12 protein-coding genes and 1 pseudogene are annotated in these 13377 nt (G+C 71.2%); 10 read left to right on the top strand and 3 right to left on the bottom strand.

Annotation, left to right across the window (positions count from 1 at the left end):
* Nucleotides 1–90: 90 nt before the first annotated feature.
* Nucleotides 91–756: a bifunctional DNA primase/polymerase gene (locus AB0G20_RS34060; protein WP_361309188.1), complete on the bottom strand. Its 666-nt coding sequence runs from the start codon at nucleotides 754–756 to the stop codon at nucleotides 91–93.
* Between the two features lie 445 nt (nucleotides 757–1201).
* Here AB0G20_RS34060 and AB0G20_RS34055 point away from each other — a divergent pair, with 445 nt between their 5' ends.
* The 5 genes from AB0G20_RS34055 (at nucleotide 1202) to ffh (ending at nucleotide 8824) form a co-directional block, all read left to right on the top strand.
* Nucleotides 1202–2692 carry a hypothetical protein gene (locus AB0G20_RS34055; protein ID WP_361309186.1) on the top strand — a complete coding sequence of 497 codons (1491 nt, stop codon included), beginning with the start codon at nucleotides 1202–1204 and terminating at the stop codon, nucleotides 2690–2692.
* Nucleotides 2693–3029: 337 nt separating this feature from the next.
* A complete protein-coding gene (locus AB0G20_RS34050) occupies nucleotides 3030–4370 on the top strand; it encodes an ammonium transporter (RefSeq protein WP_361309184.1) in 1341 nt (446 codons plus the stop codon).
* Complete coding sequence (locus AB0G20_RS34045; RefSeq protein ID WP_030231663.1) at nucleotides 4367–4705, top strand: P-II family nitrogen regulator; 339 nt, start codon at nucleotides 4367–4369, stop codon at nucleotides 4703–4705. Before AB0G20_RS34050 ends, AB0G20_RS34045 begins: the two co-directional genes overlap by 4 nt.
* Before the next feature lie 39 nt (nucleotides 4706–4744).
* Entirely contained in the window at nucleotides 4745–7192 is a 2448-nt protein-coding gene (locus AB0G20_RS34040) for a [protein-PII] uridylyltransferase (protein WP_361309181.1), read from the top strand.
* 81 nt (nucleotides 7193–7273) lie between these two features.
* A complete protein-coding gene (ffh, locus tag AB0G20_RS34035; RefSeq protein ID WP_361309178.1) occupies nucleotides 7274–8824 on the top strand; it encodes a signal recognition particle protein in 1551 nt (516 codons plus the stop codon).
* Between the two features lie 76 nt (nucleotides 8825–8900).
* On the opposite strand, the gene AB0G20_RS34030 is transcribed toward ffh, so the two are convergent.
* Nucleotides 8901–9503, bottom strand: a complete 603-nt coding sequence (locus AB0G20_RS34030) for a hypothetical protein (protein WP_361309176.1) — start codon at nucleotides 9501–9503, stop codon at nucleotides 8901–8903.
* A 136-nt stretch (nucleotides 9504–9639) separates the two neighbouring features.
* Entirely contained in the window at nucleotides 9640–10494 is an 855-nt protein-coding gene (locus tag AB0G20_RS34025) for a methyltransferase domain-containing protein (RefSeq protein ID WP_361309173.1), read from the bottom strand.
* Between the two features lie 199 nt (nucleotides 10495–10693).
* Between AB0G20_RS34025 and AB0G20_RS34020 the strand changes: the two genes are divergently transcribed.
* The 5 genes and pseudogenes from AB0G20_RS34020 (at nucleotide 10694) to AB0G20_RS34000 (ending at nucleotide 13336) form a co-directional block, all read left to right on the top strand.
* Entirely contained in the window at nucleotides 10694–10891 is a 198-nt protein-coding gene (locus tag AB0G20_RS34020) for a hypothetical protein (protein WP_361309315.1), read from the top strand.
* A pseudogene (locus tag AB0G20_RS34015) lies at nucleotides 10822–11508 on the top strand (His/Gly/Thr/Pro-type tRNA ligase C-terminal domain-containing protein); the annotation flags it as partial. The gene AB0G20_RS34020 and the pseudogene AB0G20_RS34015, both read left to right, overlap by 70 nt.
* Nucleotides 11509–11778: 270 nt before the next feature.
* The gene (locus AB0G20_RS34010; protein ID WP_283970237.1) at nucleotides 11779–12381 is read left to right on the top strand and encodes a hypothetical protein; all 603 of its coding nucleotides are present in this window, start codon (nucleotides 11779–11781) and stop codon (nucleotides 12379–12381) included.
* A 293-nt stretch (nucleotides 12382–12674) separates the two neighbouring features.
* Entirely contained in the window at nucleotides 12675–13094 is a 420-nt protein-coding gene (rpsP, locus tag AB0G20_RS34005; RefSeq protein WP_033313156.1) for a 30S ribosomal protein S16, read from the top strand.
* A 2-nt stretch (nucleotides 13095–13096) separates the two neighbouring features.
* Nucleotides 13097–13336, top strand: a complete 240-nt coding sequence (locus tag AB0G20_RS34000; protein ID WP_003973401.1) for an RNA-binding protein — start codon at nucleotides 13097–13099, stop codon at nucleotides 13334–13336.
* Nucleotides 13337–13377: the final 41 nt, after the last annotated feature.

Below are 13377 nucleotides of genomic sequence, written 5' to 3'. Positions count from 1 at the left end.
CGACCTGCGAAGAACCGTACCTGCGCGAGAAGCGCCCGCCCCCGAGATGCAGTCGGGGCCGGGCGCTTCGCTCTGTGTCCTTGCCCGCGCCTACGCCCGTGACCGGTGCGCCACGTAGGCCAGCGTGCCCAGCACCAGGCGGGCCTCCGGCGGCCGGGACGCCGAGTCCAGGGCGGGGGAGCGCAGCCAGCGCACCGGGCCGAGTCCGCCTCGGTCGGAGGGCGGCGCCGTGATGTGCGTGCCCGGGCCGAGGCCGCGCAGGTCGAGGGAGTCCGGGTCGTCCCAGCCCATGCGGTAGAGCAGGCCGGGCAGGTCGGCGGCGGCACCGGGGGCGACGAAGAAGTGCGCGCGGCCGTCCGGGGTCGCCGCGACCGGGCCGACGGGCAGGCCCATGCGCTCCAGCCGGGCCAGCGCGCGGCAGCCGGCGGGCTCGGCCACCTCGATGACGTCGAACGCCCGGCCGACCGGCAGCATCACCGAGGCGCCGGGGAACTCGCCCCACGCCTGGGTCACGTCATCCAGCGTCGCCCCGGCCGCGAGCACCGGCGCGAAGTCCAGCGGATGCGCGCCCGGCGCCGGGCAGTCACCGCGGCCGCAGGAGCAGGCACCCGCCGAGGCCCGGGCACCCGGTACGACGTCCCAGCCCCACAGGCCGGTGTACTCGGCCACGGCCGTGCCGTCCGACGTGCGGCCGCGGCGGCGTGAGCCGGACCGGATGTCGCGCATGCCCCGGCTGATGCCGATCGTGAAGCCCATGCCCCCTCCAACGGGTCCGACGTACCGGTGGTTACGCTGCGGACGCGGCGCGTAACTCTCTGTTTCCGCCTTCCCGGCGGCGGTCTGTTCATTCAGCGCCCGGATGCGCCCGGGGTGGCGTGCCCGACGGCGCGCGCCCCCGAGTGCATCGCTGCACCCGCTTCTGGTTGTGCTGTGTCAAGTGAATCGCGCGTAGGCGTACGGGAGTTCATTCGAAGGGGTGGCGAATGGTGGCGTTTCCGTGTGAGCCGTGGCTGGACGGGTGATCGTAGGATTACTTTGTGTGCACGAGTCCTGGGGGCACATGCACTCGTGGGTATGCCGGAGGCAAGTCGTCATTCCGTTCGAAGGGTGACAAGGGCCGGACGGACGGCCGTACGAACCGGCATGCTGATAGGGCTTGGCGCACTCGGCGACAAGTGGTCTCAGGGATGGGGGCGTTCCAGTGAGCGGCAACGGCGGAAGCGGAACGAACGCTGCGAGCGCGACGCACGCTGACAAGCGCCCGAACGAGCTGCTCACCTCCTGGTTCGTGCGCAGCGGCTGGTCCAAGGGCGAGCTCGCCCGCCAGGTCAACCGCAGGGCACGGCAGTTGGGCGCCAACCACATCTCCACGGACACCTCGCGCGTGCGCCGCTGGCTCGACGGCGAGAACCCCCGCGAGCCGATCCCCAGGATCCTGTCCGAGCTGTTCTCGGAGCGCTTCGGCGTCGTGGTCTCCGTCGAGGACCTGGGGCTGCGCACCGCGCGCCAGTCACCCTCCGCGACCGGCGTCGACCTGCCCTGGACGGGCCCGCAGACCGTGGCCCTGCTCAGCGAGTTCTCGCGCAGCGACCTGATGCTGGCGCGGCGCGGCTTCCTCGGGAGCTCGCTGGTCCTGTCTGCGGGCCCGGCCCTCATCGAGCCCATGCAGCGCTGGCTCGTCCCCTCGCCCCCCGCCCCGCGCGCCGAGCCCGACCCCGGTTCCGGGCGGGCCCGCGGCCGGCTCTCCAAGCCGGAGCTGGACCTCCTGGAGTCCACCACGGTGATGTTCCGGCAGTGGGACGCCCAGTGCGGCGGCGGGCTGCGCCGCAAGGCGGTCGTCGGGCAGCTGCACGAGGTGACGGACCTCCTCCAGGAGCCCCAGCCGGAGTCCACCACCCGCCGGCTGTTCAAGGTCGCCGCCGAGCTCGCCGAACTGGCCGGCTGGATGTCGTACGACATCGGGCTCCAGCCGACCGCGCAGAAGTACTTCGTCCTCGCGCTGCACGCCGCCAAGGAGGCCGGTGACCGGCCCCTCGGCTCGTATGTGCTGTCCAGCATGAGCCGCCAGATGATCCACCTCGGCCGGCCCGACGACGCGCTGGAGTTGATCCACCTCGCGCAGTACGGCAGCCGGGACTGCGCGAGCCCGCGTACCCAGTCGATGCTGTATGCGATGGAGGCCCGCGCCTACGCCAACATGGGGCAGCCCGGCAAGTGCAAGCGGGCGGTCCGGATGGCCGAGGACACCTTCTCCGAGGCCGACGAGTGGGACGAGCCGGACCCCGACTGGATCCGCTTCTTCTCCGAGGCCGAGCTGTACGGCGAGAACTCCCACTCGTACCGCGACCTGGCCTACGTCGCCGGCCGCAGCCCCACCTACGCCTCGCTGGCCGAGCCCCTGATGAACCGGGCCGTGGAGCTCTTCGCCGAGGACGGCGAGCACCAGCGTTCGTACGCGCTGAACCTGATCGGCATGGCCACCGTGCACCTCCTCCAGCGCGAGCCCGAGCGCAGCACGGTCTTCGCCACCGAGGCCATGCAGGTCGCCAAGAAGGTGCGTTCCGAGCGCGTCAACACCCGTATCCGAAAGACGGTCGACACCGCCGCCCGCGACTTCGGCGACCTCGGCGAGGTCGTCGACCTCACCGAGCGGCTCGCCGCCGAACTGCCCGAGACCGCAGAGGCGGTCTGAGAAGCCGTACGACCCCTGAACCCCGGCCGCGGCCGGCCCTCCCGAACTGCCCGACTCGGCTCCCCCATGCCAGGTCATCGGAAGGCCGACCGCGGTCGGCCTGTGTGCCCACGGCTGCCTGAAAGCCGAAGGTTGCGCCACGATAACGATCGGCTCGCCCACAATCCGGCAGTTCATCGACGCGTAACACAGAACGCGCCTTCGTCACGGTCGCGAAACAACGAGGGGCTTCCACCGAAACCGCGCTGCGCCAATCTCGTGGCGCATAACCGGCCCGCCCCTCAATCCGCTCGAGGCTTCGCCCGCACGGGGCCGTACCAATGACGAGGAGACGCCGATGGCACCAGCCATCACCCTTGCCGCAGAGGCGCCCAAGCTCTCTGCCGCGAACACAGGGTTCATGCTCATCTGTTCCGCCCTGGTGATGCTCATGACCCCGGGTCTTGCCTTCTTCTACGGAGGCATGGTCCGCGTCAAGAGCACCCTGAACATGCTGATGATGAGCTTCATCAGCCTCGGGATCGTCACCATCCTGTGGGTGCTGTACGGCTTCTCCATGGCGTTCGGCACCGACTCCGGCAGCCTCATCGGCTGGAACTCCGACTGGGTCGGCCTCGGCAACATCGGCCTGACCGAGCTGTGGCCGGGCTACACCATCCCGGTGTTCGTGTTCCTGGTCTTCCAGCTGATGTTCGCGATCATCACGCCCGCCCTGATCAGCGGCGCCCTCGCGGACCGTGTGAAGTTCAGCGCGTGGGCGCTGTTCATCGCCCTGTGGGCCACGGTCGTCTACTTCCCCGTCGCGCACTGGGTCTGGGGCACCGGCGGCTGGGCCTTCGAACTGGGCGTCATCGACTTCGCCGGTGGTACGGCGGTGCACATCAACGCCGGTGCCGCTGCGCTCGGCGTGATCCTCGTCATCGGCAAGCGCGTCGGCTTCAAGAAGGACCCGATGCGTCCGCACAGCCTGCCGCTGGTCATGCTCGGCGCCGGTCTGCTGTGGTTCGGCTGGTTCGGCTTCAACGCCGGCTCCTGGCTCGGCAACGACGACGGCGTCGGCGCGCTGATGTTCGTCAACACGCAGGTCGCCACCGCCGCCGCCATGCTGGCCTGGCTCATCTACGAGAAGATCCGCCACGGCGCGTTCACCACGCTGGGCGCCGCCTCCGGCGCGGTCGCGGGCCTGGTCGCCATCACCCCCGCCGGTGGCGCGGTCACCCCGCTCGGCGCGATCGCCGTCGGCGCCATCGCCGGTGTGCTGTGCGCCATGGCCGTCGGCCTGAAGTACAAGTTCGGCTACGACGACTCCCTGGACGTCGTCGGTGTCCACCTGGTCGGCGGTGTCGTCGGCTCCCTGCTGATCGGCTTCTTCGCCAGCGGCAAGGGCCAGTCCGAGATCGAGGGCCTCTTCTACGGCGGCGGCCTGACCCAGTTCTGGAAGCAGTGCGCCGGTGTCTTCGCGGTGCTCGCCTACTCCCTGATCGTCTCCGCGATCCTCGCCTTCATCCTCGACAAGACGATGGGCATGCGGGTTCCCGAGGACGACGAGGTCGCCGGCATCGACCAGGCCGAGCACGCCGAGACCGCATACGACTTCAGCGGCGCCGGTGGCGGTGCCGCCAAGACCGCCGCCACGGCCCCGGTCGCCGCAGCCGCGAGCAAGAAGGTGGACGCATGAAGCTCATCACCGCCGTCGTGAAGCCGCACCGGCTCGACGAGATCAAGGAGGCCCTGCAGGCCTTCGGAGTACACGGCCTGACGGTCACCGAGGCCAGCGGCTACGGTCGTCAGAGGGGCCACACCGAGGTCTACCGCGGTGCCGAGTACACCGTCGACCTGGTCCCCAAGATCCGCATCGAGGTCCTGGTCGAGGACGACGACGCCGAGCAGCTGATCGACGTGGTGGTCAAGGCCGCCCGCACCGGCAAGATCGGTGACGGCAAGGTCTGGTCCATCCCGGTCGAGACGGCCGTACGGGTGAGGACCGGCGAGCGCGGTCCCGACGCGCTCTGAAGGCCCTCGAGGCAGCCAAACCAGAACAGGAGTCGCTGGGTGACGGGTACGGACGTGCAGAAGGAAGCAGAGGACTCGGGACCCAGCGGCTACGCGGCGGCCCGGCTGCGTCTCCTCACCGAGGAGGCGCGGTCCGGGCCGCCGCGCCGTGCGGCCCTGGCCGAACTCACGGACGAGTGGCTCACCGGCCTGTTCGCCGCGGGCGCCGAGGGCCTGCGCGGTGCCTCTCTCATCGCCGTCGGCGGCTACGGGCGAGGTGAGCTGTCCCCGCGCAGCGACCTCGACCTGCTCCTGCTGCACGACGGCAGCGACACCAAGGCGGTCGCCGCCCTCGCCGACCGGCTCTGGTACCCCGTCTGGGACCTGGGCCTGGACCTCGACCACTCCGTCCGCACACCCGCCGAGGCCCGCAAGACCGCCGGCGAGGACCTCAAGGTGCAGCTCGGCCTGCTGGACGCCCGGCACATCGCCGGCGACCGCGGCCTCACCGCCTCCCTGCGCACGGCCGTCCTGGCCGACTGGCGCAACCAGGCGCCCAAGCGCCTCCCCGAACTCCAGGAACTGTGCGCCGAGCGCGCCGAGCGCCAGGGTGAGCTGCAGTACCTGCTGGAGCCCGACCTGAAGGAGGCCCGCGGCGGGCTGCGGGACGCCACCGCCCTGCGGGCCGTCGCCGCCTCCTGGCTCGCCGACGCCCCGCGTGAGGGCCTCGCCGACGCCCGGCGCCGGCTCCTCGACGTCCGGGACGCCCTGCACCTGGCCACCGGGCGCGCCACCGACCGGCTCGCCCTCCAGGAGCAGGACCAGGTGGCCGCCGAGCTCGGCCTGCTCGACGCGGACACGCTGCTGCGGCAGGTGTACGAGGCGGCGCGGCTCGTGTCGTACGCCAGTGACGTCACCTGGCGCGAGGTGGGGCGCGTCCTGCGCTCACGCGCCGTGCGGCCCCGGCTGCGCGCCATGCTGGGCGGCGGAAAACCGGCCACCGAGCGGTCTCCGCTGGCCGAGGGTGTGGTGGAGCAGGACGGCGAGGTGGTGCTCGCCCGCGCCGCGCGCCCCGAGCGCGACCCCGTGCTGCCGCTGCGCGCCGCGGCCGCCGCCGCGCAGGCCGGACTCCCGCTCTCCCTGCACGCCGTTCGGCGCCTGGCGGCCACCGTGCGCCCGGTGCCCACGCCCTGGCCCGCCGAGGCCCGCGAGCAGCTCGTCACCCTGCTCGGCTCCGGCCGCCCCACCATCGAGGTCTGGGAGGCGCTGGAGGCCGAGGGGCTGGTCACCCGGCTGCTGCCCGACTGGGAGCGGGTGCGCTGCCGCCCGCAGCGCAACGCCGTTCACCTGTGGACCGTCGACCGCCACCTCATCGAGACCGCCGTACAGGCCTCCGAGTTCACCCGCCAGGTCAGCCGCCCCGACCTGCTGCTGGTCGCCGCGCTGCTGCACGACATCGGCAAGGGCTGGCCCGGCGACCACTCCGTGGCGGGCGAGATCATCGCCAAGGACGTGGCCACCCGCATCGGCTTCGACCGCCACGACGTGACCGTCATCGCCACCCTCGTACGGCACCACCTGCTGCTCATCGAGACCGCCACCCGGCGCGACCTGGAGGACCCGGCCACCGTGCGCTCCGTCGCCGAGGCCGTCGGCTCCCAGGGCACCCTGGAGCTGCTGCACGCGCTCACCGAGGCCGACGCCCTCGCGACCGGCCCGGCCGCCTGGTCGTCGTGGCGCGGCTCGCTCGTCGCCGACCTGGTCAAACGGGTCTCGGCGGTGCTCGCCGGGGACGCCCCGGACGACCCCGAGGAGGCCGCGCCGACCGCCGAGCAGGAGCGGCTCGCCCTGGAGGCGGCAGCGACGGGCAGTCCGGTGCTCGCCCTGCGGGCCCAGACCGAGCCGCCCGCCGGGCAGGAGCCGTCCGGCGACCCCGAGCCGCTCGGCGTGGAGCTGCTCATCGCCGTACCCGACCAGCCCGGCGTGCTGCCCGCGGTGGCCGGCGTGCTCGCCATGCACCGGCTGACCGTACGCACCGCCGAGCTGCGCTCCCTGTACCTCCCGGACGGTGTCGACGGCTCCGTCCTGCTGCTGGACTGGCGGGTCGCCGCCGAGTACGGCTCACTGCCGCAGGCCGCCCGGCTGCGCGCGGACCTGGTCCGGGCCCTGGACGGCTCCCTGGACATCGCCGGCCGGCTCGCCGAACGGGACGCGGCCTATCCGCGCCGCCGGGGTGTGGTCGCCCCCGCGGCCCGGGTGTCGGTCCACCCGGCCGCCTCCCGGCTGGCCACGGTCATCGAGGTCCGCTCCCAGGACGCCCCGGGCCTGCTGTTCCGCATCGGCCACGCCCTGGAGGAAGCGGGTGTGCAGGTGCGCAGCGCGCATGTCTCGACGCTCGGCGCCAACGCCGTCGACGCCTTCTACGTGACCGGCCCGGAGGGCGCGCCCCTGCCCGGGGACGAGGCGGCGTCGGTGGCGCGGAAGCTGGAGGAGACACTGCGGGGGTGAGGCCGACCCGGCGACTTGTCACGCCGGGATACCCTGGAGGGCGATTCCCTGTAGCCACCAACCCTGAGGACCGCGAGCGCCGTGTTCGATACTCTTTCCGATCGCCTCTCAGCGACCTTCAAGAACCTGCGCGGCAAGGGACGGCTCTCCGAGGCGGACATCGACGCCACGGCGCGCGAGATCCGGATCGCGCTGCTCGAGGCGGACGTGGCGCTTCCCGTCGTCCGGACGTTCATCAAGAACGTCAAGGAGCGCGCCCTCGGTGCCGAGGTCAGCAAGGCGCTGAACCCCGCCCAGCAGGTCCTCAAGATCGTCAACGAGGAACTGGTCACCATCCTCGGCGGCGAGACCCGGCGTCTGCGCTTCGCCAAGCAGCCGCCCACCGTGATCATGCTGGCGGGTCTGCAGGGTGCCGGTAAGACCACCCTCGCGGGCAAGCTCGGCCACTGGCTGAAGGAGCAGGGCCACTCGCCGCTGCTGGTCGCCTGTGACCTCCAGCGCCCGAACGCCGTCAACCAGCTCAGCGTCGTCGCCGAGCGGGCCGGTGTCGCGGTCTACGCCCCCGAGCCGGGCAACGGCGTCGGTGACCCGGTCAAGGTCGCCAAGGACTCCATCGAGCACGCCAAGTCCAAGGTCCACGACATCGTGATCGTGGACACCGCCGGCCGCCTCGGCATCGACCAGGAGATGATGCAGCAGGCCGCGGACATCCGCGACGCCGTCTCCCCGGACGAGATCCTGTTCGTCGTCGACGCGATGATCGGCCAGGACGCCGTCAACACCGCCGAGGCCTTCCGCGACGGCGTCGGCTTCGACGGCGTGGTGCTCTCCAAGCTCGACGGTGACGCCCGCGGTGGTGCCGCCCTGTCGATCCGGCAGATCACCGGCAAGCCGATCATGTTCGCGTCGAACGGCGAGAAGCTCGACGACTTCGACGCCTTCCACCCTGACCGGATGGCCTCCCGCATCCTCGACATGGGTGACCTGCTCACCCTGATCGAGCAGGCGGAGAAGACGTTCAGCCAGGAAGAGGCCGAGAAGATGGCCTCCAAGCTGGCGTCCAAGAAGGGCCAGGACTTCACCCTGGACGACTTCCTGGCCCAGATGGAGCAGGTCCGCAAGATGGGCTCCATCTCCAAGCTGCTCGGCATGCTCCCGGGCATGGGCCAGATGAAGGACCAGATCAACAACCTCGACGAGCGCGACGTCGACCGCACGGCCGCCATCATCAAGTCGATGACCCCGGCCGAGCGCCAGGAGCCGACGATCATCAACGGCTCGCGCCGCGCCCGTATCGCCAAGGGTTCCGGCGTCGAGGTCAGCGCGGTCAAGAACCTGGTCGAGCGGTTCTTCGAGGCCCGCAAGATGATGTCTCGCATGGCCCAGGGCGGCGGCATGCCCGGTATGCCGGGGATGCCTGGCATGGGTGGCGGCCCCGGCCGGACGAAGAAGAAGCAGAAGCAGGCCAAGGGCAAGCAGCGCTCCGGTAACCCGATGAAGCGCAAGCAGCAGGAGCAGGAGGAGGCCGCCCGCCGGGCCGCCGCGGCCGAGGGCGGCAGCGCCTTCGGACTGCCGCAGCAGGGCGGCAAGGACTTCGAACTCCCCGACGAGTTCAAGAAGTTCATGGGCTGACGGCCCGTCCCGCACGGCACTGAGGGCGCCCCTTTCGGAAAGGGGCGCCCTCAGTCGTCCGCCGGCAGCAGGCCGGTCAGGCGTTCGGGAACTTCCAGATGTAGGGCTCGCCGTCCTCCTCGGACCAGTGGACCTCGACGCTCTTGGCGTTCGCCGGGACCACGTACGTCTCGCAGAAGACATGGCTCTCGCCCTGCTTCCAGCTCTCGACGTCGTAGGGGTCCTCGCAGCCCGCGGTGTCCTCGGACGCGCCGATGAGGACGGAGCCGCGCTGCCCGTCGGCGAAGACCGTGGTGCCGTCGTGCACGTCGCCGCCGTCGGTGAGGGCGGGCCCGCTCTTGTGGGTGTACTTCAGGTGCGCGACGGCCAGCACCTTGCCCTTGACCTTGTCCGGCTCGGAGACGGCCTTCGCCGCCTCCGCCTCGGTGCCCACGTCGACCTTCTGCGCCAGCACCTCGTAGGTGACCTCGCCCGGGTCCTCCGCGACCTTGCCCGTCGCGCTCTCGCCGGCCCCCATCTCGCCGCCGGAGGTGGGCTCCGGTGACGGTGAGGCCTTGGCCTGGGCGGTGCCCGCGCTCTTCGCGTCGGCAGTGTCGTCGCCGCCACCGCAGGCGGTGAGTGTCAGGGCGAGAACGGCCACGGGCGCGACGAGGCGCAGCGCGGTCTGGTGGTGCGGCACAGCAGCTCCTGTATGCAGATGTGTAGGTCCCCCGAGCGGTGGATCACATTAAACGTTCATGATCCACTTGGTGAAACCAGAAGCACCCCATGGCGCTTTCTTCACACCATTCACACCTGCATCGGAAGCTCGTTCGTCAGGGTGTCCGGGCGATCAGGTACCGGAACACGTTCGGCATCCACACCGTCCCGTCGGGCCGCTGGTGCGGATGCAGGGCCTCGGTCAGCTCCTTGTCCACCTGCACCTGGTCCGTCGCCGTCATCGCCGCGTCGAACAGCCCCGTCGACTTGAGCCCGCGTACCGCGCTGCCCACATCGGCGTAGCCGAAGGGGCACGCCACCCGCCCCGACCCGTCCGGCTTGAGCCCGGCCCGCTGGGCGACGTCCTCCAGGTCGTCACGGCAGGCGGGCCGCCAGCTGCCCGAGTTGCGCAGCGGCTCCGCCAGCTTCGTGGCCACCCGCATCACGGACGCCGTGGCGCACCGCTCCGGCGGACCCCAGCCGGCCAGCACCACGGCCGCACCGCGCTGGGCGAGCGGTGTCGCCTCGGCGAGCAGTCCGCCCAGCCCCTCCGAGTCGCCCGCGAGGCACCCGATCGGCTCGAAGGCGGTCACCAGGGTGTACCCGGGAGCGCCCGGCACCGCGGTGTCCCTGGGCGAGCCGTCGACCAGCCGGATGTCCGGACTCGTGCGCGTGCCCGGCGTCCCGGGCAGCAGCCGCTCCCGCGCCAGGGTCATTCTTTCGGGGGAAACGTCGACACCGGTGACCGCCGCTCCCCGGGCGGTGGCCATCAGCAGGGAGAGCCCGGAACCGCAGCCGAGGCCGAGCAGCCGCGTGGCGGGACCCACTTCCAGTCGCTCGTAGACGGCCTCGTAGAGCGGTACGAGCATCCGCTCCTGGATCTCGGACCAGTCACGCGCGCGTGCACGCAGGTCCACGCGGGGTGCTGCCCCCGCGTGAGGCAGGTGCTGCCGCACGAGCGTAGGTGTCATAAGTAAGCGCCCCAATCCGCCGAGAGTTGCCTCTTGCCCGATTCCATGGCCCCCGTGACAGTGCGCTCGCACTACCCCCGTATGCCAGGAAACTCCCCCCTCGACCTGTCGTCCAGTGGAATGCGGCAGGGCTTGTGAGATGTCATGTGCCTATGGCGAGATTTCACATTCCGGCAACTTGGGCCCGTACCCTCTCGCCATGGCCAAGGCACCCGCTCTCACCTCCCGGGCGGACGATTTCCCGCGCTGGTACCAGGACTTGATCACCAAGGCGGAGCTCGCCGACAACGGGCCGGTGCGCGGCACCATGGTCATCCGACCGTACCCCGGTACCTGTCCAAGGACGGCCGGCAGGAACTGGTCCGGCAGACCTCCTGGGGTGCCACCACCCGCATGATCGGCGCCCTGGTGATGATGCACGGCGACGACCACGGCCTGCGCGTCCCGCCGCGGCTGGCGCAGATCCAGGCCGTCGTGCTCGCGATCAAGGGCGAGGAGGCGGTTCTGGCCAAGGTCCGCGAGCTCGGCGACCGGCTGAAGGCGTCCGGTGTCCGCGTCCACGTCGACGACCGCACCGACATCCCCTTCGGCCGCCGCGCGGTCGACTGGGAGCTCAAGGGCGTGCCCGTCCGGATCGAGATCGGCCCGCGCGACCTGGAGAACGGCACCGCGATGCTGGCCCGCCGCATCCCGGGCGGCAAGGAACCGGTGGCGCCGGCCGGTCTGGCCGAGCTGCTCCCCAAGATCCTCGAAGAGGACCAAGACCTGCTGCTCCGGCAGTCCCGCGAGAGCCGCGAGTCCCGGACGGCCGAGGTCTCGACCCTTGCGGAGGCCGTCGAGGCCGCCACGGCCGGCGGTTGGGCGCGCATCCCGTGGGCCGTGCTCGGCGAGGAGGGCGAGGCCCGGCTGGCCGAGCACGCGGTGACCGTACGGTGTCTGGTCGCCGAGGACGGGTCGGTGCCGGACGCCGACGACGCACCCGGTAACGTCGCGGTCGTCGCACGCGCTTACTGAGCTGTGCACGCGCTCGCCGAGTGGAGCGCAAGGCGACCGAAACACCTCTTGCGCACCAGCGGACCCTTGTTGCCCCGGCGTGCGGACAGGCTCTACGCGCCGGGGCGTACGCGGGACTACGCACCACCTTGTGGTGAGCTGTGAGGCTTCTCCACAGATCAGCGCACCCGCCCTCGTCGGGACGCATCAGAGGCAACTGACGGGTACGTGCAAATTATTTGGGATGGCCCGGAATCGGAACACTGAGGCACCCCGGCTCGTTGTCATTACGTGAGCACGACACAGACACCACCTGTTCTCGCCGCAGAGCTGGCACAGGCGTGGGCCGATATTCAGCGGTACCACCCCGAGCTGCCCGACCTTGCCGCGCCAGAGTCCCTGATCGGGGAGTCGTCGTCCGCGTGCGGTCACGAGCTCTCCTTCGAGCGACTGCTCCATGAGGCAGTCCATGGCATCGCCGCCGCGCGCGGCGTCCGCGACACCTCCCGTGCCGGCCGCTACCACAACCGCAGATTCCTCGCGATCGCCGAGGAGCTGGGCCTGGACCACCCCGAGGAACCGCATCCCAGCAGCGGCTTCTCCCTGGTCACGCTCACCCCCGAGGCGAAGCGCCGCTACCGTCCGACGATGGAGCGTCTCCAGCGCGCCCTGAAGGCGCACACCGCCGCGACGTCCTCCGACACCTCCCGCACCTTCCGGGGCCCGGCCGCACGCCACGGCTCCTCGGGCGGCGGCGTACGCGTCAAGGCGGTCTGCGACTGCGGCCGCAACGTCCGCGTCGTCCCGTCGGTCCTCGCCCAGGCCCCGATCGTCTGCGGCGGCTGCGGCAAGCCGTTCCGGATCCCGGACGTCGTGGGAGCGGTAGCGAGCTGACGCCCTCCACCGGCATCTCGTGGCTGCCGGTCAGTGGCGCAGGGCTCGGGCCGTGACGCGCACCCGACGGGCTTCACCTCCACGCCGGGTGCGCTCTCGGCATGCCCGCACGGCGGTTCGGGCCCCGGCCCGGAGCGACCCGCGGGGTGTGGCACAATGGCTAGCTGTACTCGACAGCCGCACAGGAACCCTCTCGCCTCCGGCTGACGCGTCCATCGGGCACTCGGGTACCGCAACCCCACGCGGCTTTCTCGCCGTGCCCAACCACGTCAAAACCAGGAGAACCCACTCCCGTGGCAGTCAAGATCAAGCTGAAGCGTCTGGGCAAGATCCGTTCGCCTCACTACCGCATCGTCGTCGCCGACTCCCGTACCCGCCGTGACGGCCGGGCCATCGAGGAGATCGGCAAGTACCACCCGACGTACAACCCGTCGGTGATCGAGGTCGACGCCGAGCGTGTGGCGTACTGGCTCGGTGTCGGCGCTCAGCCGACCGAGCCCGTGATGGCCATCCTCAAGAAGACCGGCGACTGGCAGAAGTTCAAGGGCGAGCCCGCCCCGGCTCCGCTGCTGACGCAGCCGGAGAAGGCCGCGCGCCCGTCCTTCGAGGCCATCGGCGGCGAGGACGAGGGCAAGGGTGAGGCGATCACCCAGAAGAAGAAGGCTGAGAAGAAGGACGAGGCCGCCGCTGAGTCCGCTTCGACCGAGGCCTGAGCATGCTCGAGGAGGCTCTCGAGCACCTCGTGAAGGGCATCGTCGACAACCCTGACGATGTGCAGGTCGCCTCGCGCAACCTGCGCCGCGGTCGCGTGCTCGAGGTCCGGGTCCACCCGGACGACCTCGGCAAGGTGATCGGCCGCAACGGCCGCACCGCACGCGCCCTGCGTACCGTCGTGGGCGCCATCGGCGGTCGCGGTGTCCGCGTCGACCTCGTCGACGTGGACCACGTCCGCTGACGCTTATCGCAACCGGCTCGGGCCGGGGAAGGCCTGAGGGC

It is taken from the genome of Streptomyces sp. NPDC024017, from assembly GCF_040638895.1.
Lineage (GTDB): Bacteria > Actinomycetota > Actinomycetes > Streptomycetales > Streptomycetaceae > Streptomyces.
The sequence above is the reverse complement of the archived record's forward strand: the minus strand, read 5'-3'. Positions and strand labels throughout refer to the sequence as shown.